19 protein-coding genes are annotated in these 23,474 nt (G+C 40.4%); 8 read left to right on the plus strand and 11 right to left on the minus strand.

The window, feature by feature from the left end; all coding sequences use genetic code 11:
* Positions 1-59: 59 nt before the first annotated feature.
* The 3 genes from P20311_RS11485 to P20311_RS11495 form a co-directional block, all read right to left on the minus strand.
* A complete protein-coding gene (locus tag P20311_RS11485; protein WP_008112947.1) occupies positions 60-674 on the minus strand; it encodes a YigZ family protein in 615 nt (204 codons plus the stop codon).
* Between the two features lie 80 nt (positions 675-754).
* A complete protein-coding gene (pepQ, locus tag P20311_RS11490; RefSeq protein ID WP_008112949.1) occupies positions 755-2,077 on the minus strand; it encodes a Xaa-Pro dipeptidase in 1,323 nt (440 codons plus the stop codon).
* A 117-nt stretch (positions 2,078-2,194) separates the two neighbouring features.
* The gene (locus P20311_RS11495) at positions 2,195-4,081 is read right to left on the minus strand and encodes a lytic transglycosylase domain-containing protein (RefSeq protein WP_008112950.1); all 1,887 of its coding nucleotides are present in this window, start codon (positions 4,079-4,081) and stop codon (positions 2,195-2,197) included.
* Between the two features lie 303 nt (positions 4,082-4,384).
* On the opposite strand from P20311_RS11495, the gene fadB reads away from it, so the two are divergent.
* From fadB to tusA, 3 genes are all read left to right on the plus strand, one after another.
* Positions 4,385-6,544 (plus strand): fatty acid oxidation complex subunit alpha FadB, encoded by a 2,160-nt coding sequence (gene fadB / locus P20311_RS11500; protein ID WP_008112951.1) that lies wholly within the window; start codon positions 4,385-4,387, stop codon positions 6,542-6,544.
* 4 nt (positions 6,545-6,548) lie between these two features.
* The gene (gene fadA / locus P20311_RS11505) at positions 6,549-7,718 is read left to right on the plus strand and encodes an acetyl-CoA C-acyltransferase FadA (RefSeq protein WP_008112952.1); all 1,170 of its coding nucleotides are present in this window, start codon (positions 6,549-6,551) and stop codon (positions 7,716-7,718) included.
* Positions 7,719-7,967: 249 nt separating this feature from the next.
* Positions 7,968-8,207 (plus strand): sulfurtransferase TusA, encoded by a 240-nt coding sequence (gene tusA, locus P20311_RS11510; RefSeq protein WP_008112953.1) that lies wholly within the window; start codon positions 7,968-7,970, stop codon positions 8,205-8,207.
* 6 nt (positions 8,208-8,213) lie between these two features.
* Here tusA and P20311_RS11515 read toward each other — a convergent pair whose 3' ends face one another.
* From P20311_RS11515 to dnaA, 8 genes are all read right to left on the minus strand, one after another.
* Positions 8,214-8,708: a hypothetical protein gene (locus P20311_RS11515; RefSeq protein ID WP_008112954.1), complete on the minus strand. Its 495-nt coding sequence runs from the start codon at positions 8,706-8,708 to the stop codon at positions 8,214-8,216.
* Positions 8,709-8,779: 71 nt separating this feature from the next.
* On the minus strand, positions 8,780-9,229 hold the full coding sequence (locus P20311_RS11520; RefSeq protein WP_036985110.1) for a hypothetical protein: 450 nt from the start codon (positions 9,227-9,229) through the stop codon (positions 8,780-8,782).
* 73 nt (positions 9,230-9,302) lie between these two features.
* Complete coding sequence (glyS, locus tag P20311_RS11525) at positions 9,303-11,372, minus strand: glycine--tRNA ligase subunit beta (RefSeq protein ID WP_008112957.1); 2,070 nt, start codon at positions 11,370-11,372, stop codon at positions 9,303-9,305.
* A 2-nt stretch (positions 11,373-11,374) separates the two neighbouring features.
* Positions 11,375-12,277 carry a glycine--tRNA ligase subunit alpha gene (gene glyQ / locus P20311_RS11530; RefSeq protein WP_008112959.1) on the minus strand — a complete coding sequence of 301 codons (903 nt, stop codon included), beginning with the start codon at positions 12,275-12,277 and terminating at the stop codon, positions 11,375-11,377.
* 140 nt (positions 12,278-12,417) lie between these two features.
* Positions 12,418-14,844, minus strand: coding sequence for a DNA topoisomerase (ATP-hydrolyzing) subunit B (gene gyrB, locus P20311_RS11535; protein ID WP_008112961.1), 2,427 nt, complete (start codon positions 14,842-14,844; stop codon positions 12,418-12,420).
* A 12-nt stretch (positions 14,845-14,856) separates the two neighbouring features.
* Positions 14,857-15,951 carry a DNA replication/repair protein RecF gene (gene recF, locus P20311_RS11540; RefSeq protein ID WP_008112963.1) on the minus strand — a complete coding sequence of 365 codons (1,095 nt, stop codon included), beginning with the start codon at positions 15,949-15,951 and terminating at the stop codon, positions 14,857-14,859.
* Between the two features lie 15 nt (positions 15,952-15,966).
* Positions 15,967-17,070, minus strand: a complete 1,104-nt coding sequence (dnaN, locus tag P20311_RS11545) for a DNA polymerase III subunit beta (protein WP_008112965.1) — start codon at positions 17,068-17,070, stop codon at positions 15,967-15,969.
* A 13-nt stretch (positions 17,071-17,083) separates the two neighbouring features.
* Positions 17,084-18,472 (minus strand): chromosomal replication initiator protein DnaA, encoded by a 1,389-nt coding sequence (dnaA, locus tag P20311_RS11550; protein ID WP_008112967.1) that lies wholly within the window; start codon positions 18,470-18,472, stop codon positions 17,084-17,086.
* A 506-nt stretch (positions 18,473-18,978) separates the two neighbouring features.
* Between dnaA and rpmH the strand changes: the two genes are divergently transcribed.
* The 5 genes from rpmH to mnmE all read left to right on the plus strand — a co-directional run bounded on the left by rpmH (position 18,979) and on the right by mnmE (position 23,090).
* Positions 18,979-19,113: a 50S ribosomal protein L34 gene (rpmH, locus tag P20311_RS11555; protein ID WP_008112968.1), complete on the plus strand. Its 135-nt coding sequence runs from the start codon at positions 18,979-18,981 to the stop codon at positions 19,111-19,113.
* A 7-nt stretch (positions 19,114-19,120) separates the two neighbouring features.
* Positions 19,121-19,546: a ribonuclease P protein component gene (rnpA, locus tag P20311_RS11560; protein ID WP_008112970.1), complete on the plus strand. Its 426-nt coding sequence runs from the start codon at positions 19,121-19,123 to the stop codon at positions 19,544-19,546.
* Between the two features lie 126 nt (positions 19,547-19,672).
* Positions 19,673-19,948 (plus strand): membrane protein insertion efficiency factor YidD, encoded by a 276-nt coding sequence (yidD, locus tag P20311_RS11565; RefSeq protein ID WP_008112973.1) that lies wholly within the window; start codon positions 19,673-19,675, stop codon positions 19,946-19,948.
* A gap of 8 nt (positions 19,949-19,956) precedes the next feature.
* Positions 19,957-21,594, plus strand: coding sequence for a membrane protein insertase YidC (gene yidC, locus P20311_RS11570; RefSeq protein ID WP_008112975.1), 1,638 nt, complete (start codon positions 19,957-19,959; stop codon positions 21,592-21,594).
* Between the two features lie 131 nt (positions 21,595-21,725).
* Positions 21,726-23,090: a tRNA uridine-5-carboxymethylaminomethyl(34) synthesis GTPase MnmE gene (gene mnmE / locus P20311_RS11575; RefSeq protein WP_008112978.1), complete on the plus strand. Its 1,365-nt coding sequence runs from the start codon at positions 21,726-21,728 to the stop codon at positions 23,088-23,090.
* The last annotated feature ends 384 nt before the right edge of the window (positions 23,091-23,474 follow it).

Below are 23,474 nucleotides of genomic sequence, written 5' to 3' on the forward strand. Positions count from 1 at the left end.
ACTACTGTATGACTCGAAAATTTAATCTTTACTGATTAAATGGGATGGATGTAAGACTATTACTCTTTGATTGTTAACTCAACTGCGCCGTGGCTTAAATCAAAAATATCTTTGCATGCTTGTTGTGCTTGGCGGCTATCAATAGTAATACTCCACTCAATATTTGCCGTAAACTGCTTTTCAATATTAAGTACCTGAAAGTTGGTTTTTAAGTGCTGCTCTATTGCGCCTTGCATACTGTATTCACTAAAGCCAATCAGCTCAATGCTGGGTACTTTTACCACGGTTTGTAATTTTGCTAAGGCATTATTAAGTGAACCACCATAAGCACGAACTAACCCACCAGTGCCAAGCTTTATCCCACCAAAATACCGTGTTACCACAGCGGTTACTTCACCTAAGCCAGAACCCACCAGCACGTTGAGCATAGGTTTACCAGCGGTGCCATTTGGCTCTCCATCGTCAGAAAAACCATAAACATGGCTTCCGCCAGGATTGCCCGCAACATGCGCCCAACAATTATGGCGTGCATCACTGTATTTTTCTTCAATATTTTTAATAAAGGCTTTGGCTGAGTTTAAATCGGGCGTGTGGCCTATATGCACAATAAAGGTACTTTTTTTAATTTCTTCTTGATGAAAAACATCGTCGGCTGGGTATTTATATTCTGACATAGCGCTTACTTGGCTGTTAAATTAAAAATGGGGCCAACAGGCCCCTTTCGTGAATAATATAAACTTTTATTAGTTAAATATTAGTCGAGCAATAAATCACGCGTCATATTCTCTAGGCTGTCTTCGTGAACAATAATATTATCTTCAATACGAATGCCGCCAAATGGTTTAAACGCTTCTACTTTTTCCCAGTTAATAAACTGCTTATTGTCTGTTTGTGCTAAATCACCCAACAAAGAGTCAATAAAGTACAAACCTGGCTCAATGGTAAACACTTGGTTTTTCTCAATTAAGCGAGTGCAGCGTAAAAATGGATGACCTTCTGGTGGTGCCTGATGTGCACCAGTTTCATCACGCATAAAGCCACCTACATCATGTACCTGTGCACCTAAATGATGCCCTAAGCCATGAGGGAAGAAGGTTGAGGTAATTTGACGCTCAACAATTTCCGCAGCCGGAAGTTTAACAATATCAAAATCACTTAATAACTGTGCAATGCGGTTGTGGCAGTCAATATGCAGCTCGCCATACAGTACACCTGGTTTTAAGCTTTTGCCTAACTCAATTTGATGCGCCGTCATTGCTTTAACTAAATCAGCAAACTCGCCTTGCTTTTTAAAGTCGTAGGTACGTGTAATATCTGCAGCGTAACCATTAAAGTTAGCGCCCGCATCAATTAAAAATGAATTGTGCGTTTGTGGTGCTTTTGGCTCAAAATGCGTGTAATGCAAAATAGCGCAATTTTCGTTAAGGGCCACAATGTTGCCATACGGCATTTCATTTTCGCTTTGACGCGTTGCCATTAAGTACGCTTGCTGAATATCAAACTCGCTACCACCATTAAAAAACGCATCACGCGCCGCTTTGTGGCCATCTACTGCAATACGGTTCGCATTACGTAAACACTCAAGTTCATATTGCGTTTTATAAGCTCGGTGATAATGAATGTAGTTAAGTACTGGCTCAGGATTCATAATGCTAAAACCAAGTGCTTGTGCTACTTCTAGGTATTCACCTATGTAAGCAAATTTAGCTTTGTCATAAGGAAGTAGCTTTTCAACCTGATCAGGTTGTAATAACAATTCAATATCGAAGTACTCAGCCCAAAAATCTCTAGGCTCATCAGGTACTTTATGCCAAAAATCAATTGGACGATAAAAAATAAGCTTTGGCTTATCACTGCCATTTACCACAATCCAGCAATGCGGATTATCAATAACCGGTAACCACGCTTTAAAATGAGGGTTAACTTTAAATGGGTAATACATATCATCTAAAAATTGGCGCTTAGCTTGGCCTGAATGAATGACTAATCCTTCTAACCCTTCTTGCTCACAAATAGTACGTATACGCTGCTGCAATGTTGCAATATGTTCGGCGTATAAAACGGCTAATTTTTCCATAATAAACCCATCTGTTAAATTTAACTTGCTTTGAGTCTACCACTTATACACAAAGCGCTCAAAAAAGAGGGATACTTACTGTGTAAATATCCCTCTGTGGTTGTAGATTTATTTTTACTATCCGCCCATCGTCATTTCTAATATGGGGGCTAGAAGGTTTCCCTCTCGACCAAGGCGAGTATGATAAACCTGCCGATAAGCAAATACATTTTTTACATAATCTCGGGTTTCTCTATAAGGAATAAGTTCAACCCATAGCTCAGCCGGCATTGCTTCTTCTGGTAACCAACGCTTAATACGATGATACCCAGCGTTATAAGATGCTGTAGCTAACACCTCATTGCCGTGGTTTTTCTTTTTTAAATACTGTAAATAACGAGTCCCGAGACGAATGTTGGTTTTTGGTTGATACAAACGACGATTAGAAACCGTGCCTTTATTAATATACTTTGCCGTACTCGGTAATAGCTGCATTAACCCGCGTGCATTTGCATGAGAGCGCGCATCAGGCGCAAATGAGCTTTCGCGACGTGCAATTGCAATACTCCAAGTTAGGTCAATTTTGCTTCGCTTGCTGTAACGCTCAAACATTTCTTGAAATGCAAAAGGGAAACGTAAATCCACATAATCCCATGCTTTTATTTTTGCTAAGGTGAATATAGTGCTATCAAACCAATCCAGCTCGGCTGCAAGTACCGACGCAGCTAATTTTTCATCATCAGCTGAGGTATCAGTTAAATAATTCCACTCGCGTCGAGCGGCAGTAAAGCGCTCTAATTCATACAGGGCTTTGGCACGCTTAAAGCCTGGCGCATTACTCACTCTTGTTACTAAAGCTTGATTTACATTAACGGGCAACTCATTTAAATCAACCGGTATGCCCAAACGTGCAGCGGCTAAAAAGCCGTAATAATCACGATTAGCGGCCACTTTAGTCCAAATTGCCTTGGCTTTTTCATGATCTGCGCGTTTGTCATAACTATAAGCAAGCCAATACTGTTGCCCTAAGCTAAGGTTTTGTTTACCGGTAAAGAACGCTGCAATTCCCTCCCAATCTTGGGTTTTGAGTAGATTAGCTAACTGCCATTGCATTAATTTACGATCTTGTCGCTCTTTGGGTACTTTATTTAAATAGAAGCTAGCTTGGCTATGCCCGCTCGACGCCAACGAAAGCGCAAAGGCATAATATACATCCGCTTTTTCATCATCAGTGTAATCAAATAAACCCTCAATTTTTTGCCATGCCTTTAATGCCAACTCTTTATCACGCCAAATTAAACGCTTAATACCATAAAGGGCTATTTCACCTTCTTTTACTGTTTTGCGCTTATAACGATATAACCCCGCCGCTGCACTTGGGTCACGTCTTACTTTTGAGTATAAATCGGCTAAGTAACGCTCATTGGCTGGCAACAATGTTTTTAAATAAGGCAGTAAACGATAAGACCCCCCTTGCGCCGCTAAAGTGACACGCTGCCAAACAACATCGGGCGTTAAATAACCATCTTGACGCCAGCGTTTAAAAAGGCCATCGCATTCACTTGGCTGCGACTCACCCACTGTCCATAAGTCGGTTACCTGATTGAGTATTGCTTTTTTAGGCGCACCAAGATCAAGCTGAAAAGTAAGGTGGATACAAGTAAGCTCACTGTCTGAGGTTTCACGGTAGTTTTTAATAAACGCTGCTTTTTGATTTCTGCGTTTTAAATAGTTTAACCATGCTTTACGCACTGGCCACTCTAATGGCGTATGTTCATAAATAGTGAGAAAATTTTCTATCTCTGTTTGATGGGCTAAGCTGGGGTAACGTTCCCAATATGCTTTTTCAACATACGGTTTAAGCGGATGAGATAATGAATCAACCGCTTCTTTAAAGTTTTGATAATTGCCATAGCGCGCCTGTTTCTCAGCGTCTAAGAATGCATCAATATCAGTATTCGCGTTGGCAGAGGGGAAAGAGAAAAATAAAGTCGCTGCCGCTACGCTTAATAAGTATTTTTTCATAATGTCCTTTAGGGCATAGTAACCTTCAAGGCTGACAAAGTGTGGCTAAGGGTAAGTAAACAACAGCACATACACAGCGGTACTATTTATTCTAATAAAACCCAAGCTATGAACACCAAGACAGCGCAATAAAATGAATAAAGAAAACTTTCAAACCCACCTTAGCACCAAACCAGCTATATTTTAACCAGACGTTTGTAACCAAGATAAATTTTTCGTTGCATTTTTAATTTAAAGCAAGCACACTGGTCTGAATATGAACTCATCGTACCAGTCTTAGTTCATCAACTAGGGAGAATAATAATGTTATATAAAAGCGATTCCTTTGAAGTTAGCTTCGTGAAGGAAAACATCGCCGAGTTTAAGTTTTGTGCTACAGGTTCTGTAAACACATTATCTCAACAAACTCTTTCAGATTGTGCGGCAGCATTAAAAGAATTAGCCGCTAACGCTGATATTAAAGGCATGATTTTTACCAGTGATAAAGACCACTTTATTATTGGTGCCGATATCTTCGAATTTTTACCTACTTTTACTAAACCTGAAGCAGAATTAGTAACGTGGATCAAAAATGCAACTGACGTTTTTGATGCAATTGAAGATTTACCATTCCCAACACTAAGTGTTATAAACGGCTTGGCGCTTGGCGGCGGCTGTGAGTGGGCACTTGCTACCGATTATCGTGTTGCTAGTGACTCAGCAAAAATGGGTTTACCAGAAGTTAAATTAGGCATAATGCCTGGATTTGGCGGTACAGTGCGCCTTCCGCGCATTATTGGTGCCGATAACGCGATGATGTGGATCACCACAGGTAACGAAAATCGCGCTGCTGACGCCCTAAAAGTAGGTGCATTTGACGCGGTAGTTAGTGCCAACAAACTACAAGAGTCAAGTATAGCAACATTAGAATTAGCGATTGCTGGCAAGTTAGATTGGCAAGCAAAACGCGCTATAAAATTACAACCGCTTAAATTAAACCGTGTTGAGCAAGGCATGAGCTTTGCAATGGCAGAAGGTATGGTAATGGGTAAAACCAAAGGCCACTATCCTGCTCCAGTTATGGCAGTTCGCACTATTAAAGCAGCAGCAAACAGCTCACGCGCTGAAGCAATGGCAATTGAAAATGCCAACTTTGCAAAACTAGCACGTACTAGTGAAGCTGCTGCTCAAACGGGTATCTTTTTAGCGGATCAATACATCAAAGGTAAAGCACGTAAATTTGCTAAACACAGCGATGTAGAAATTAAACAAGCGGCAGTATTAGGCGCAGGTATTATGGGTGGCGGTATTGCATACCAGTCTGCTTATAAAGGCACACCAATCATAATGAAAGACATCCAACAGGATGCGCTAGATTTAGGTATGGGTGAAGCATCTAAACTATTAGGTGCAAAAGTGAAGCGCGGCCACATGCCGATGGAAAAAATGCTAGCAACGCTTAGCAAAATCAAACCAACGCTTAACGATGCAGACCTACAAAACGCCAACATCATTGTTGAAGCCGTAGTAGAAAACCCTAAAGTGAAGCAAGCCGTACTTGCTGATCTTGAAAAGAATATGCCAGAAGGCACGGTACTGACGTCAAACACATCGACTATTTGTATCGACCTACTTGCAGAAGCGCTTGAAAAGCCAGAAAACTTCTGTGGTATGCACTTTTTCAATCCAGTACCAAAAATGCCATTAGTTGAAATTATCCGTGGTGCAAAAACCTCAGATAAAACGATTAATGCCGTGGTTGATTACGCACTTAAACTAGGTAAATCACCGATTGTTGTTAATGATTGCCCAGGCTTTTTTGTAAACCGTGTTTTATTCCCTTACTTTGCTGGCTTTAGCAAATTAGTGGTTGAAGGCGCTAACTTTGCAAAAGTAGATAAAGTAATGGAAAACGTATTTGGCTGGCCAATGGGCCCGGCGTACCTGCTTGATGTTGTAGGTATTGATACGGCTTATCATTGTACTGGCGTAATGGCAGATGGTTTCCCTGAGCGTATGGCACGTGCAGATAAAGACCCAGTGACTGTTTTTGCTAACGAAAAACGTTTTGGTCAAAAGAACAAAGCAGGTTTCTACAAGTACGAAACAGATCGTCGCGGTCGTCTTAAAAAATCACATGACCAAACAGCGATTGAACTACTTGCACCAATTACAGACGCACCAAAAGAATTTGATAAACAAGAAATCATTGACCGTTGTATGATCCCAATGATCAACGAAGTGCTACTATGTTTACAAGAAGGCATTGTGGCTTCTCCTCAAGAAGCTGATATGGCACTTGTATACGGTGTTGGTTTCCCTCCATTTAGAGGCGGCGCGTTCCGTTACTTAGATCAAACAGGTTTAGCTAACTTTGTAGCAACTGCTGACAAATACGCTCACCTAGGTGCGATTTACCAAGTATCAGAGCAAACTCGCAAGTGGGCTGAAGAAGGCCGTGTTTTCTATAAGGTGGAAGGTTAATATCATGAATAATCCAGTAATTGTAGATTGTATCCGCACACCAATGGGTCGCTCAAAGGGCGGCGTATTCAAGCACAAACGTGCGGAAGACTTAAGCGCTCATTTAATGAAAGGCTTATTAGAACGTAATCCGGCAGTTGACCCTGCGTCAATTGACGATATTTATTGGGGCTGTGTACAGCAAACATTAGAGCAAGGCTTTAACGTTGCACGTAACGCATCTCTACTTGCGGGCATTCCACATTCAGTGCCAGCAACCACAGTTAACCGTTTATGTGGCTCATCAATGCAAGCATTGCATGACGCTGCTCGCGCAATTATGACTGGCGCTGGCGACACATACCTAATTGGTGGTGTTGAGCACATGGGTCACGTACCTATGACTCACGGTAACGACTTTCACCCTGGCCTAGCTACATCAATTGCACAAGCATCAGGCTCTATGGGTTTAACCGCTGAGTACCTTGCAACACTTCACGGTATTAGCCGTGAGCAACAAGATGAATTTGCTTACCGCTCGCATCAACGTGCACATGCTGCAACAGTTGAAGGCCGTTTCCGCCGCGAAATTTTAGCAATGGAAGGTCACGATGCTGACGGTTCACTTATTCTTGTTGAAGATGATGAAGTAATTCGTCCAGAAACAACGGTTGAAGGTTTATCGCAGCTACGTCCAGTATTTAACCCTGCTACGGGTTCTGTTACTGCGGGCACATCTTCTGCACTTTCTGACGGCGCATCAGCCATGTTAGTAATGAGCGAAGAAAAAGCAAAAGAACTGGGCTTACCAATTCGTGCACGTATTCGCGCTATGGCTGTTGCCGGTTGCGATCCATCAATCATGGGTTACGGCCCAGTACCTGCAAGTAAAAAAGCATTGGCACAAGCCGGTATTACCATTGATGACATCGACGTAGCTGAACTTAACGAAGCATTCGCAGCACAATCACTACCTGTGCTTAAAGACTTAGGCTTAGCTGATGTAGTTGACGAAAAAGTTAACTTGAATGGCGGCGCTATCGCACTTGGTCACCCTCTGGGCTGTTCGGGTTCACGTATTAGCACCTCGCTTATTCACTTAATGGAAGACAAAAACGCAAAATACGGTTTAGCAACTATGTGTATTGGTTTAGGCCAAGGCATTGCCACTGTATTTGAACGTGTTCAAGACTAATTAGTATTGAATATGTAAAACCATCTTGGTGATTAAAAGGCGAGCTAGCGCAAGTTAGTTCGCCTTTTTTATGCCACCAGCTTTTGCAGGTTTAAAATGAATAATGTGATCGGGTGCATTAAACTTATTTCAGATTATCTATTAATAAGTTGAGCTGTTTTGTTATACGTAAAATAGTTAACCAACAGCTTTATTTACGCTAAACTACCCGACCTAACCAAGCCGCGACTATTTTTACAGGTAATTTTTATGAGCTTTGATAACCCCGATCACCAATTAGATGCCATCGGCCTTCGTTGCCCAGAGCCTGTGATGATGGTACGCGCTGCGATTCGTAAAATGAGCGATGGTGAAACACTGCTTATTATTGCCGACGACCCTTCAACCACCCGCGATATTCCCAGCTTTTGTACCTTTATGGACCACACGCTGGTGGCTAAAGAAGTTGAAGAGTCACCGTATAGATATGTGGTGAAGAAAGGGTTGTAAGCTTGTTTATATATTTACTAAAGCCAATATGCTTAAGAGTAAAGCTATAGAGAACAAAACCACACATGAAAACATGGAGGACTTTTTTGAAAAATAAAAACCCTCCATCATATTATTTTCACCTTTAACTGCTGATAGTTTTAATATACCACCGAATGCAAATAATCCACCCAGAATAAACAAAACTATTGAACCTGATATTGACCATATATAACAAAGCATAGCCATCCCAAATGTTAGTAATGGGATCAAGAAAAAGACATAATGGCCTGTTTCGCCCAGCCCTTTAAAAATGAATGCGTTCAATTTTTTGTCGTTCTTTAATCCTACTGTTAGCAAGGTATTCCAAATTAAACTTAATCCAAATAGATAAATAGATATACCCATCAAACCTTTATCAACATGTGAAAAGCTAGGTAGTGCTAAAAAATAAGCGAAACTTGCTCCTGCAGCTATCGAGTAATTAATCCAATTTTCATCATTTATCTTCTCAGATCCCACTAGAAATTTCCTTATAAATAATATTAATTTATACTTACTATTTAGATAACGGCTGAAATATAAAGAAAAAATTACTTCTTAGTTATCGTTACTTGCGGCTTATCGTAGTCACTAAAATCAATGCTGACTATGTACGACCCTTTGATTGCGGGTGTGTAACTAAAGTAGTTGTAAATAGTGCTGCAATCGGCGCGCGTTGACTGGCCAAGTGTTAGGCTTTGCCCTGATGGCTGTGAATCGCTGTAGCCACAGTTAAAGCCTTCACTAAAGTCCGCATCCGCTATTTTAAATTCGTACACTTTGCCTGGGGTCGAAAATTTAACTTGAGCTTGATAAAGCGCAGGGCCGACTTGTTTAAATTGATATTGAGGTTCTGCATCCCATAATGTGAAATCCCCTCTTAAATAAATACTGCGATCCAATTCTTGCTGCGGCAACACGTCGTTAATCGAAATTTGGCTGGTACAGGCCGTAAGTAAACCAGCCATTGCTAACGTTAAAATTCGTTTTATAGAGATCATCATTTGTATCCTTTGCATACAGTGAATACTAAAAAGCCAGCATAATGCTGGCTTTTTAAATAGCTATAAGCTGTTATTTTTGTAATACAGAAATATCTGCAATTTCTAAAAATAACCCGCTAAGCTGGCTTAAAAGCGCAAGACGGTTTTGCTTAACAGCTTCATCGTCAGCCATTACCATGACATTGTCAAAAAAGTTATCAACACTCTCACGAATGCCTGCTAATTGGCTCAATGCCTCTTGGTAGTTTCCATCGCTGTACAGTGGTGCTAAATCAGTGGCAAATTTTGCAACTTGCGAAGCCAATACTTTTTCAGCATCATCACTGAGTAAGCTCTGATCGACATTGCCTTGGCTTGTAATGTCATTCTTAGCCAGAATATTACTTACACGCTTATTAGCCGCTGCAAGCGATTCTGCGGCGTCTAATGTACGGAAATGACTTACGGCTTTAACTCGGCGATCAAAGTCAACAGGCTTCGTTGGACGACGCGCTAGTACGGCTTGAATCACATCTACTTCAATGCCTTCGTCTTGATACCAAGCACGGAAGCGCCCTAGCATAAAGTCAAACACATCCGTTGATACATTTAGGTTAGTCAGCTTTTCACCAAACAAGGTTTGTGATTTAGCAACCAGGTCTAAAATATCAAGCGGTAGCTGTTTTTCTACCATGATACGTAATGCACCAATAGCAGCACGACGAAGTGCAAATGGGTCTTTATCACCTTTTGGTGCTTGGCCTATGCCAAAAATACCCACCAGCGTATCAAACTTATCGGCAATGGCGACTGCACAACTGATCACATTAGTTGGTAAGTTATCACCGGCAAAACGTGGCATGTATTGTTCGTTTTGTGCCACTGCAACTTCTTCTGCTTCACCATCGTGACGCGCGTAATGCATTCCCATTACACCTTGTACGTCGGTAAATTCCATTACCATTTCGGTCATTAAGTCTGTTTTACTTAATAAGCCTGCACGCGCTGCTAGCTCTTTGTCGGCACCAAGTTGCTCGGCAATGTAACCAGCTAGTTCACTAATACGCTGTGACTTGTCTTTAAGCGTACCAAGTTGTTTTTGGAACAATACACTATCAAGAGATTCTAAACGGCTTTCTAATGTTTTCTTTTTATCTGTTTCAAAGAAGAACTGCGCATCGGCTAAACGCGGGCGCACTACTTTTTCGTTACCAGAAATAACTACACTAGGATCTTTACTTTCGATGTTAGAGACAAACAAAAACTTATTTAAAAGTTTGCCGTCTTGATCTAATAACGGAAAGTATTTCTGATCGTCTTTCATGGTGTAAATAAGCGCTTCAGCAGGTACATCTAAAAATGCTTCTTCAAATGTGGCTGTTAGCGTTACTGGCCATTCTACCAATGAAGTAACTTCTTCAAGTAAGTCTTCATCCATAGCAACAACGGCATTAACTGCTTTGGCTGCATCTTCTATTTGCGCGCGAATCTGTGCTTTACGCTGTTCGTAGTCAGCAACAACGTAAGCTGATTTAAGTACATCAAACACATCATCAGCATGATCAATGCTAATTTTTTCAGGGTGATGAAAACGATGACCTTGCAGTTGATTACTCACTTGCTTACCAAGAATTTCACCCTCAACCAGTTCACTACCGAATAAAATAGTTACGGTATGCACAGGGCGAATAAATTGTGTTTTATTCGCACCCCAACGCATTGGTTTAGGGATAGGTAACTTAGCGAGTGCTTTGCTTATAGCGTCGGTCATTAACGTTTTGGTTTCTTGCCCTGCTACTTTAGCAATGTGCAATAACCATGCGCCTTTATCTGTTTCTAGTGTTTGCGCATCTTTTACTTCAATACCACAACCACGAGCCCAACCCATGGCTGCTTTAGTTGGGTTACCCTCAGCATCAAAAGCGGCTTTAGTTGCAGGGCCACGTTTTTCAACTTCTTTGTCTTGTTGTTTAGCTTCAAGTGCTTTTACTTGTAAACCTAAACGACGTGGCGATGCATACCAGTTCACACCTTGGTGACCTAGTTCTAGACTTTCTAATTCTGCTGTTAAGTTTGCAGCAAAGGCTTCGGCTAATTTACGAAGTGCTTTTGGTGGCAACTCTTCGGTGCCAATTTCTACTAATAAATTTTCTGCTGACATGCTTACTTATCCTTACACAGCGGGAAACCAAGTGCTTCACGTGCATCGTAATAACTTTGTGCACACGCTTTTGATAACGCACGAACGCGTAAAATATAACGTTGACGCTCAGTTACTGAAATAGCATGACGTGCGTCTAATAAGTTAAATGCGTGCGATGCTTTCATTACTTGCTCGTAGGCTGGTAATGGTAGGCTTGCTTCAATTAGCTTTTGGCTCTCAGCTTCACATTTATCAAACTGTTCAAATAAGTCGGCTACGTTTGCATGTTCAAAGTTATAGGTTGATTGCTCAACTTCATTTTGATGGAACACATCACCGTAAGTTACGCGCCCAAATGGACCGTCAGCCCATACTAGGTCGTAAATGCTATCTACGCCTTGAATGTACATTGCTAAACGCTCTAGGCCGTAAGTAATCTCGCCCGTTACCGGTGAGCATTCTAAACCGCCCACTTGCTGGAAGTAGGTAAACTGCGTTACCTCCATGCCATTTAACCAAATTTCCCAACCTAGGCCCCACGCACCTAATGTAGGTGATTCCCAGTTATCTTCTACAAAGCGAACTTCGTCAGTTAGGGTATCAATACCTACAGCAGCTAAAGAACCTAAGTAAAGCTCTTGAATATTTTCTGGAGATGGTTTTAACACAACTTGGAATTGGTAGTAATGTTGTAAGCGGTTTGGGTTCTCACCGTAACGGCCATCGGTAGGACGACGACACGGTTGAACGTATGCGCTCGACATCGGCTCTGGGCCAATTGATTTTAAAAATGTTTGCGGGTGAAATGTCCCTGCGCCCACTTCCATGTCAAGTGGTTGAATAATGACACAGCCTTGCTGTGCCCAATAATCCTGTAAAGCCAGGATCAAACCTTGAAAGGTTTTAACGTCATATTTTTGCATATTTGGCTTTTTACTATCTGAGAAGTAGCGTGAAAATTACCCTCAGTATACCTTGTGCACACTCAGGTTTTAAGCAGTTTGTGCGTTTGAAAAAATAAAAAAGGAGCCTAAGGCTCCTTTTTTGTGATTACGATAATGTTTTATACGTCTAAGTTAACCACACGCAGTGCGTTCGTTTCAATAAACTCACGACGCGGCTCAACTTGATCGCCCATTAAAGTGGCAAATAATTGATCCGCTGCAACAGCATCTTCAATTGTTACTTGCAACATACGGCGTGCGCTAGGATCCATGGTGGTTTCCCAAAGCTGATTTGGATTCATTTCACCCAGTCCTTTATAGCGTTGAATGTAGATCCCGCGCTTAGACTCTGCGATCAACCATTCCAATGCATCCACAAAGTTATCAACAGGTTTTGTTTTCTCACCACGTTGGATATATGCACCCTCTGTGATGATATTAGCAATGTTTTTACCTGTTACAGCAATGCGTTGGTAGTCTCTTGATGTAATAAAGTCATAATGAAGTACGTGTGCTTTATCCACACCATGCTGACGAATATTCACAACTGGATAATACAAGTTACGCTCTGTATCGTGCTCAGTTCCCGCATGGAAAATAGTTGCATCTTCATCACGTTCAATTAAGTCATCAACCAGCTCTTTAGTCCAAGCAATTACCTTAGCTTCGTCTGAAAGGTCTTCTTTTTTCAGCTCACTTTGGTAAATCAAACGGTTCATAACTGTGTTCGGATACTTACGCTTTAAGCGCTCGATAACTTTAACCGTGTTTTGATAATCGTGAACAATTGACTCTAATGCTTCACCATCAACCGCTTCAGCACTATCACTAGTGTACAGTGCTGCATTGCTTAGCGCTAAAGATGTAAGGTAATCAACTAATGCTGGATCATCTTTAATATAACGCTCTTGCTTGCCTTTTTTCACTTTATAAAGTGGAGGCTGAGCAATATAAATGTACCCACGTTCAACAATTTCCGGCATTTGACGATAGAAGAATGTTAGTAGCAAAGTACGAATGTGAGAACCATCCACGTCGGCATCGGTCATGATTATGATACGGTGATAACGTAATTTCTCAGGGTTATATTCGTCACGGCCAATACCACAACCTAGTGCAGTAATTAGCGTTGCCACTTCTTGTGAAGAAAGCATTTTATCAAAACGTGCTTTTTCTACGTTTAAGATTTTACCTTTAAGCGGAAGAATCGCTTGATTCTTACGGTTACGACCCTGCTTGGCTGAACCGCCAGCTGAGTCACCCTCCACTATATATAGTTCAGATTGGGCTGGATCTTTTTCTTGGCAATCCGCTAGTTTACCCGGTAAACCAGCTAAATCCATAGCACCTTTACGGCGGGTCATTTCACGTGCTTTACGGGCTGCTTCACGCGCGCGTGCTGCATCAATAATTTTGCCAACAACAATTTTAGCATCCATTGGGTTTTCTAATAAAAACTCAGTGAATTTTTCAGCCATGGCTTGCTCAACGGCAGACTTAACTTCACTAGATACTAGCTTGTCTTTTGTCTGTGATGAGAATTTAGGATCAGGAACTTTAACACTAACAACAGCCGTTAAGCCTTCACGAGCATCATCGCCCGTTGCGTTACTTGTTGTTTTAGCCTTTTTGTTAAAGCCTTCTTTTTCCATGTAGTTATTAAGCGTACGTGTTAGCGCAGATCTAAAACCGGCTAAGTGCGTACCACCATCACGTTGTGGAATGTTATTAGTAAAACAGTAAATGTTTTCTTGGAATGCATCATTCCATTGCATTGATACTTCTACACTAATACCGTCTTCTTCACGTTCGTGAGTAAAGTGGAATACCCCTTTGTGTACAGGCGTTTTATTACGGTTTAAGTATTCAACGAACGCTCTAATACCACCTTCGTATTTAAAATGGTCACTCTTATTTTCTTCGCGCTCATCATTTAAAATGATGCTCACACCTGAGTTCAAAAACGATAACTCGCGTAAACGCTTAGCTAAAATATCGTAATGGAAATCTAGGTTAGTAAACGTTTCTGCACTTGGCCAAAAACGTAACTCAGTACCGGTTGTTTCAGAATCACCAATAGCTGCAAGTGGTGCATCTGGAACACCCATAGTGTAAAACTGCTCGTAAAGTTTACCTTCACGACGAATAGTTAGTTTTAACTTTTCTGATAATGCATTTACTACCGATACACCAACACCGTGTAAGCCACCTGATACTTTATAAGAGTTATCATCAAACTTACCACCAGCGTGTAATACCGTCATAATAACTTCAGCTGCAGATACACCTTCTTCTTCATGTATAGAAGTAGGAATACCACGGCCGTTATCTCTTACAGATACCGAACCGTCTAAGTGAATTGTGACAAATATATCATCACAGTGACCGGCTAAGGCCTCATCGATAGAGTTATCAACGACCTCAAACACCATATGGTGTAAGCCCGTACCATCATCGGTGTCCCCTATATACATACCAGGACGCTTTCTTACTGCATCTAATCCTTTAAGTACTTTAATACTCGACGAATCATAATTCTCAGACATGGTTAATCCCACTTATCTTGTTATTAGGTTGCCATGTTTCACGTGGAACATTTTTAGTTCTCGTTTCATGGGTTCCACCACAGCAGAAATACTTTCAGATAAAATTGAAGAAATAAATATTTGAGAACTGCAATGAGTCAATAACTGACCCACTTTCTCTTTTGTATCTTCGCTTAGCTCTGAAGGTAAATCATCTATTAGCAATATAGATTGCTTATCTGTCTCTGACTCAATCAAACTATTTTGCGTTACTTTTAACGCATACAACAATAGCTTTAACTGCCCGCGTGAGAATACATTCTCAACACTGCTGCCAGCGACACTAAAACTAAAATCAGCCTTATGAGGGCCTTTACTAGTAAAGCCTTGGCGAGCATCTCGCTCAAAGCTTTGCTCTAACGCATCAGAAAGAGATTCGGTCTCCTTCCAGCCTGCATTAAAGCTAATTTCTAGATCACGTATTAGCGTTAATTCTGCACACATTTTATCAAAAAACTGCTGCTTAAACCTAGTTATATACGCGATTCTTAATTTATTTATTTGTTCAGCCAGTCTAACAAATTCTTTGTCCCAAAACTTGATTTGGTCAAAATAATTCTTAGGCTTAGATTTCAACAATGCATTGCGCTGTTTTAGCACTTTATTAAACGATTGCCATAAGAAAAAAAACTCATGTTCCACGTGGAACAAACCTAAGTCTAAAAACTTTCTGCGCTCTTTAGGGCCACCAAAAAATAATGAATAGCTTTCTGGTGTAATAACTTGAACTGGCATAAGTTGAGCAAGTTCAGATACTTTTCGACTCGCCTTACCCTGTATTTTTAAATTAGTTTCACCCGCTTGAGTTTTACTTATCCCTATTGGAATAGATAAATCGTGTAACGCTTTGCGGCCATGAATAACAAATTGATCTTGTTGATGGGCTATGATGCTTTTATGTTTAGAGGTTCGGAAAGATTTGCCGTGAGAAAGGTAATAAATAGCCTCTAAAAGGCTGGTTTTTCCGCTGCCGTTTTCACCATAAATTATATTAACGCCGTTAACTGGTTCTAGCGTCAGTGCCTCAATATTACGAAAATATTTGAGGCTCAAATGACTTAAGCTCATTATGTATTTATGATCTTATAAACGCATTGGCATAACAACGTACATAGCTTCTTCATCGCCGGCACCTTCTATAAGTGCACTACTGTTTGAATCGGCAAGGGTAAATAATACATCTTCGGTTTTTAATGTATTTAATACATCTAATACATAAGAGACATTAAAGCCTATTTCTAGGTCATCACCCTCGTACATTACTTCAACCACTTCTTCAGCTTGCTCTTGCTCTGGGTTGTTGGCTGTAATTTTTAATAAACCGTTTGATAAATTTAAGCGTACACCACGAAACTTTTCGTTCGATAAAATCGACACACGCTGAAAAGCATTACGAAGCCATTCACGATTCGCGGTAATGACCTTATCGCCACCGCGCGGTAAAACACGACGGTAATCAGGGAATCGACCATCAACTAATTTACTCGTAAAGGTAAATTCAATATCAATAATACGAATGTGGTTGGCACCAAACTGAATAGTTACCAGCTCTTGATCAGCAACCATTAGACGCATAATTTCTTGTACGCCTTTGCGCGGTATAATTAATTGGCGCTGTGTATTTAACGACTGACCTAGTTGTTTTTGTGCAATAGCTAAACGATGCCCATCAGTGGCAACTGTTTTTATATCGCTGTTATCAACTTCAAACGACATGCCGTTTAAGTAATAACGCACATCTTGGTTTGCCATTGAGAAGTGTGTGCTTTCAAGTAATTTACGTAATTCTAAACGCGTTAGTTGAAACTCAACTTCACCATCCCACTGCTCTAAATTAGGAAAATCTTCAGCAGCTAAAGTGGTCAATGAAAAACGACTTTTCCCACTGGTTAAAAGTAACTGATGGTCTTGCAAGCTTAAAGTAAGATCAGAACCATCCGGTAAACTTTTACAAATATCGAGTAATTTTTTAGCCGGTAATGTGAGTTTAGTATCGGCAACATCGTCACCTACAAATACACTCGCCACTAACTCAATTTCAAGGTCTGTCCCTGTCATTGAAAGCTGGCCATTTTCTACCACGAGCAATACGTTAGATAAAATAGGTAACGTATGCTTACGCTCAATGGCACCCGATACTTGTACCAATGGTTTTAAAAATTGTTCTCTTGATATTGTTATTTGCATAATAAAGTCAGCCCTAAGATGACAATGTTCTTATTAAGTTTTGGTAATCTTCTTTAATCTCGTGGCTTTCGTCACGTAATGATTTAACTTTTCGACACGCGTGCAGTACTGTTGTATGGTCGCGCCCACCAAAGGCATCCCCAATCTCAGGTAAGCTGTGATTAGTGAGTTCTTTAGATAGTGCCATGGCAACTTGGCGAGGCCTTGCTATAGAGCGGCTACGGCGCTTAGACAGTAAATCAGATACACGTATTCTATAGTATTCAGCAACCGTACGTTGAATGTTGTCTATGGTGACTAGTTTGTCTTGCAGCGCTAATAAATCACGCAGTGCTTCTTTTACAAAGTCGATAGAAATTGGGCGACCGGTAAAGTTTGCGTTAGCAATTACACGGTTTAATGCACCTTCAAGCTCACGTACGTTTGAACGTAATTTTTTCGCAATAAAAAATGCCACTTCATGCGGTAAGTTAATTTTACTTTGCTGGGCTTTTTTCATCAAAATAGCAACGCGTGTTTCAAGCTCTGGCGGCTCAATCGCGATGGTTAATCCCCAACCAAAACGAGATTTAAGGCGATCTTCAACCCCTTCAATCTCTTTAGGGTAACGGTCAGAGGTTAAAATAATTTGTTGGTTACCTTCTAATAATGCATTAAAGGTATGAAAGAATTCTTCTTGAGAACGTTCTTTATTAGCAAAAAATTGAATGTCATCAATCATTAATGCATCAACACTACGGTAATAACGCTTAAACTCTTCAATCGCATTATTTTGCAGTGCTTTAACCATGTCTTGAACGAAACGTTCTGAATGCATGTAAACAATTTTAGCATCGGGCTTATTGGCCATAATACCGTTGCCTACCGCATGTAATAAATGCGTTTTACCTAAGCCCGTACCACCGTAAATAAATACAGGGTTAAATGCAGAGCCAGGGTTGTCTGCTACCTGAGTGGCAGCCGCTTTTGCTAATTGGTTAGATTTACCCTCAACAAAACTATCAAAGGTATAGTTTTCTTTAATGTTTGATTTATAACCAGATTTAGGAGCTGGCTCTACAACCGGTTTTTGTTCTCGAGGCGGTTGTTTTGCCGTTGATTGCATGCTTGGCGCTGATTGTGTTTCAACCACTGGTGCAGCTTGTGCATTTAATAGCGGCTTGCTACCTACATCAAAGCGTAACTCGGGTGCTTCTACACCACAAATTTCTACCAATAATTCATTTATTCTATTTAAGTACTTCTCTCTCACCCAATCAAGTACGAAACGATTAGGCGCATAAATCGTCAAGGTATCTTCGGTACTTTCTGCTTGAAGTGGTCTGACCCACATACTGAATTGCTGCGAAGGCAATTCATCTTGCAATACATATAAACAACTTTGCCAAACCGACAGATACACAGTAAAACTCCCAGAGATATAATTTTTATTCCCGCACATCAATAATGATTCAAAAATCACACCTGTATTGCGTTTAAATGGCTCAATAAGCAGCCCAAGACCGACTATTATGAATGCACTTTATCCACAAGTAAAAGATTGATTTTTGTAAAATTGTTGATATCGATGTATAAATATAATAACAGACTGATTTAAATAGCTTTTTATTTTAAAGCTTGATTAGAGATCATAACAAAACTGGCAGCAGATCGCGACCACAATTTACGATCTAATTTACTTTTCCCATGCTTTTATTCACTTTTTATACAGGGGCTGTGGAAAACTTCTTATTTATGATGATCCTATCGGATCATGAAAATTGATCATAAATAAACATGCTTTACGCACTCTATTATGATTGACTTTTCGTCACTTCATCTATAATATCTCGCGCTCGCAATGGCACCTGTGCCAGGATCGCGACCTGCATAGGATGTTTTAACTTTAACCGATCGGATGAGATTGTTATGAAAAGAACTTTTCAACCTAGCGTTTTAAAACGCAAACGTACACACGGTTTCCGTGCTCGTATGGCAACTGTAAATGGCCGTAAAGTATTAGCTCGTCGCCGTGCTAAAGGCCGCAAAGTTCTTTCTGCTTAATTTATAAGTGGAAGACTTTAGCTTTGGCAGGGAGTTACGTCTGTTAACTCCCTCGCATTACTCTCGCATATTTAACGAACCCGCTCGGGCTGCAACTCCTTTATTTACCTTATTAGCAAAACCAAGTGACCAGTCTAAACCTAGGTTAGGCCTTACTGTTGCTAAAAAACGTGTAAAAAAGGCATGTCAACGAAACCGTATTAAACGTCTTGCTCGCGAAAGTTTTCGTTTAAACCAACACACGCTCGATAATATTGATATTGTGTTGATGGTTAAAAGTGGCATTGATGAACAGTCTAATGAAGAATTAACCAAACAACTTACAAAGCTGTGGCGTAAGATTAATGAACGCTGCAAACCTGGTGCCCCTAAACCGCCACCATTTAAAAAACGCCCAAACAAATCAGCTAAATCGACTAAACAAACCCAATAGCAATAGAATTACAGGGTTAATTAAGGTATCTTTAGCTCACCTTTTAATCATGCGTTTAAAATCTCATAGTGAGTCTTTAAATACATGGTATCTATTCACTAAACATAACGTAGGGGCATGTACAACATGAGGTTACTTAAACCACTTGCTGCTTTACCAACACGTTGTTTAGTTTTATTTATCCGCGGTTATCAAAAGTGGATTAGCCCGCTATTGGGTCCGCATTGTCGTTTTAATCCAACGTGCTCTAGTTACGCTATTCAAGCAATTAATTTGCATGGATCGGTAAAAGGGTGTTGGTTAGCTGTTAAACGCATATTAAAATGCCATCCTTTACATTCAGGCGGAGACGACCCCGTTCCTGAAAAATTAACCCGTATTAACCACCAACACGAGAAATAAGAGCTGTTATGGAATCGCAACGCACGTTTTTATTCATCGGCCTAATGCTAGTGTCGTTTTTATTATTTCAAGAGTGGAATAATGACTACAACACACCAAAAGCCGATCCTAGTGCCACTACACAAACACTAAAAGCCAATTCACCAGAATCAGATGATTATGTTCCAGCTTCATCAGACTCAGGTTTACCTGCTTCAACAACTTTAGCTAAACGCGCTGTTATAAATATTACAACAGACGTGTTTAAAGTAAAAATTGACACCAAAGGTGGTGATATTGTTGAATCAGACCTACTGAAATACGAAGAAGTAAAAGGTGAAGAAACACCCTTTATGCTTTTGGGTGAGTTTGATGGCAGTCAATACTTCTCTCAAAGTGGTTTAATTGGTTTAAATGGCCCAGATGCATCAGCAAATGGTCGTCCTACTTACCAATCAGAACAAACTTCTTATACTTTAACGGGTGATGAACTTCGTGTTCCTCTTCAGTTTACTGATAGTAACGGTGTAAGTTTCACTAAAACCTATGTATTCAAAAAGGGTCAATATGATGTTGGCTTAGAATATAAAGTTAACAACACCACTAGCGCGCCAGTACAAGTGCAACTTTACACACAAATAAAGCGCACCGTACAAGAAAAAGGCAGTATGGTTGATCAAAACTATTTAGGGGCTGCATACGGTACTGATGAAGAAAAATACGAAAAGTATAGTTTTTCAGATATGGCCGATAAAAACCTCAGCATTAATACCCAAGGTGGCTATGTTGCCTTTATTCAGCGTTACTTTGTAAGTGCTTGGGTACCAATGCAAGATCAAGCAAATACACTTTATAGTTTAATCACTAAAAGTAACGCGGCTATTATTGGTGTTAAAGACGAAGCGGTAAATGTTCAAGCTGGTAGTGAGCAAGTACTTACTGCGACTTATTACATGGGCCCTAAAGAGTCAGATAAACTTGAAGCGATTCACACTGACTTAGACTTAACCGTTGATTACGGTTGGTTATGGTTTATTTCTCAACCTTTATTTGTGCTATTAAAATGGTTACACAGTATTTTAGGTAACTGGGGTGTAGCAATTATTGCCATCACTATTATTGTTAAATCATTAATGTACCCACTGACTAAAGCACAGTACACCTCAATGGCTAAAATGCGTGCATTACAGCCTAAGATGAAGGCGCTAAAAGAAAAGTATGGCGATGATCGTCAAAAATTCGGCCAAGCGACGATGGAAATGTACCGTAAAGAAAAAGTAAACCCTATGGGTGGCTGTTTCCCTATTTTACTGCAAATGCCAATCTTCTTAGCCTTGTTCTATGTATTCTTAGAGTCTACAGAACTTCGTCACGCTGAATTTGTACTTTGGCTAACTGACCTTTCTGCGCAAGACCCATACTACGTATTACCAATCTTATTTGGTTTGAGTATGTTTGTTACACAAAAACTACAACCTATGACGGTTACCGATCCAATGCAGCAAAAAATGATGACCTTTATGCCGGTTATCTTCTCTGTGTTCTTCTTATGGTTCCCATCTGGTTTAGTACTTTACTGGTTAGTGTCTAACCTTATCTCTATTGTCCAGATGTTAATCATCTACCGTGGCATGGAAAAGAAAGGTATTAAAGTAAGGGGCGATTAATCCTCCCTACTTATATAAAGGCGACTTAGGTCGCCTTTTTTATTGCCAATTTTTTATAACAGCATTCGCGAGTGCCTATTTGATAGGTTACAATACCGCCATTACGTTATTTAAGTTGGCAAATAAACCGCATGATCAATCACGATACAATTGCAGCACAAGCCACTGCCCCAGGCCGAGGCGGTGTTGGTATTATTCGCGTTTCAGGAAACCTAGCCAAACAGGTTGCTGAAAAAATAATTGGCAAAGTCCCTAAAGTTCGCTATGCCGACTATGTGCCATTTAACACCCTTGCAGGTCAGCAACTTGACCAAGGTATTGCGATTTACTTTGCCGGCCCACACTCATTTACCGGTGAAGATGTACTCGAACTTCAAGGCCATGGCGGCCCTGTTGTGCTTGATATGCTACTTAAAGAAATTAGTAAAATAGACGGTGTACGTTTAGCAAAGCCTGGTGAATTCTCTGAGCGTGCGTTTATGAACGACAAGCTTGATTTAACTCAAGCAGAAGCAATCGCCGACTTAATTAATGCAACCAGTGAGCAAGCGGCTAAAAGCGCCCTACAGTCACTTCAAGGCCAATTCTCTAAACACATAGAAACCTTAGTTGAAAAAGTCATTCACTTGCGCATGTACGTAGAAGCGGCTATTGATTTTCCTGATGAAGAAATCGATTTTTTATCAGACGGAAAAGTGGGCGGTGATTTAAATACCATTATTGAGCAGCTTAATGCCGTAACCAATCAAGCCAAACAAGGCAGCATAATGCGCGAAGGTATGCGCGTCGTTATTGCTGGTCGCCCTAATGCAGGTAAATCAAGCTTACTTAATGCATTGGCAGGGCGAGAAGCGGCCATCGTAACTGAAATAGCTGGCACCACTCGTGACGTATTACGTGAGCATATACATATAGATGGTATGCCACTGCATATAATCGACACCGCAGGCTTACGAGAAAGCCCAGATAAAGTTGAGCAAATAGGTATTGAACGTGCCTGGGATGAAATAAACCAAGCCGATCGGGTATTATTTATGCTTGATGGTACCGATACAACTGATACCGATCCACATGCTATTTGGCCTGAATTTATGGCTAAATTACCCCAAGGTATGGGCGTAACCGTGATCAGAAATAAAGCCGATTTATCGGGTGATACGGTTGGTATGGATCAAGAACAACAATATCCGGTCATCAGTTTAAGCGCTAAAAATGCTGACGGTATAGAACTAGTGCGTGAGCACTTAAAAGCCTGCATTGGTTTTGATGGTGCCACAGAAGGTGGCTTTATGGCACGCCGTCGTCACTTAGATGCACTGGAACACGCAGCCTATCACTTAGATACCGGTAAAACACAATTAGAAATGCACGTGGCCGGTGAAATCCTCGCTGAAGAACTACGTTTAACACAGCAGTATCTTAACGAAATAACTGGTGAATTTACTTCTGATGATTTGCTTGGCAAAATTTTCAGCTCGTTCTGTATCGGTAAATAGTTGAACTAATAATTTAATCATTAAGGGCACCTAGGTGCCCTTTTTAATGTCCTACTATTTTTAATATCGACTCGCCAAAATGTATTTTAATAACTCACTTTAAAAACCAAACAGACTAAAAAATATAGCTAAATTGCACCAATATTAGCCTCCATTCATGTTTAAAAATGTGTTTAAGGCAGATGAGCTAAACCTATAATCACACCAAACAACAGATAAGCTACCTACATTAATAGTAAAAAATTAAGCTTATTTCGCCCTAAAAGAGAACCTATTACATTAGCTTTTCAAGCTGGGGCATAGGTAATTATCAAACCATAAAAATAAAACGTACCTAAAAAGTAAGTTTGATCGCCCACTCCACCAGCAAAATATAGTTAATTT

It is taken from the genome of Pseudoalteromonas sp. BSi20311, assembly GCF_000239875.1.
Lineage (GTDB): Bacteria > Pseudomonadota > Gammaproteobacteria > Enterobacterales > Alteromonadaceae > Pseudoalteromonas.

Excerpts from the sequence above, each read along its gene's own strand:
- P20311_RS11485 (WP_008112947.1), bottom strand. The coding sequence starts at position 674 with ATGTCAGAATATAAATACCCAGCCGACGATGTTTTTCATCAAGAAGAA.
- pepQ (WP_008112949.1), bottom strand. The coding sequence starts at position 2,077 with ATGGAAAAATTAGCCGTTTTATACGCCGAACATATTGCAACATTGCAG.
- P20311_RS11495 (WP_008112950.1), bottom strand. The coding sequence starts at position 4,081 with ATGAAAAAATACTTATTAAGCGTAGCGGCAGCGACTTTATTTTTCTCT.
- fadB (WP_008112951.1), top strand. The coding sequence starts at position 4,385 with ATGTTATATAAAAGCGATTCCTTTGAAGTTAGCTTCGTGAAGGAAAAC.
- fadA (WP_008112952.1), top strand. The coding sequence starts at position 6,549 with ATGAATAATCCAGTAATTGTAGATTGTATCCGCACACCAATGGGTCGC.
- tusA (WP_008112953.1), top strand. The coding sequence starts at position 7,968 with ATGAGCTTTGATAACCCCGATCACCAATTAGATGCCATCGGCCTTCGT.
- P20311_RS11520 (WP_036985110.1), bottom strand. The coding sequence starts at position 9,229 with ATGATCTCTATAAAACGAATTTTAACGTTAGCAATGGCTGGTTTACTT.
- glyS (WP_008112957.1), bottom strand. The coding sequence starts at position 11,372 with ATGTCAGCAGAAAATTTATTAGTAGAAATTGGCACCGAAGAGTTGCCA.
- glyQ (WP_008112959.1), bottom strand. The coding sequence starts at position 12,277 with ATGCAAAAATATGACGTTAAAACCTTTCAAGGTTTGATCCTGGCTTTA.
- gyrB (WP_008112961.1), bottom strand. The coding sequence starts at position 14,844 with ATGTCTGAGAATTATGATTCGTCGAGTATTAAAGTACTTAAAGGATTA.
- recF (WP_008112963.1), bottom strand. The coding sequence starts at position 15,951 with ATGAGCTTAAGTCATTTGAGCCTCAAATATTTTCGTAATATTGAGGCA.
- dnaN (WP_008112965.1), bottom strand. The coding sequence starts at position 17,070 with ATGCAAATAACAATATCAAGAGAACAATTTTTAAAACCATTGGTACAA.
- rpmH (WP_008112968.1), top strand. The coding sequence starts at position 18,979 with ATGAAAAGAACTTTTCAACCTAGCGTTTTAAAACGCAAACGTACACAC.
- yidD (WP_008112973.1), top strand. The coding sequence starts at position 19,673 with ATGAGGTTACTTAAACCACTTGCTGCTTTACCAACACGTTGTTTAGTT.
- yidC (WP_008112975.1), top strand. The coding sequence starts at position 19,957 with ATGGAATCGCAACGCACGTTTTTATTCATCGGCCTAATGCTAGTGTCG.
- mnmE (WP_008112978.1), top strand. The coding sequence starts at position 21,726 with ATGATCAATCACGATACAATTGCAGCACAAGCCACTGCCCCAGGCCGA.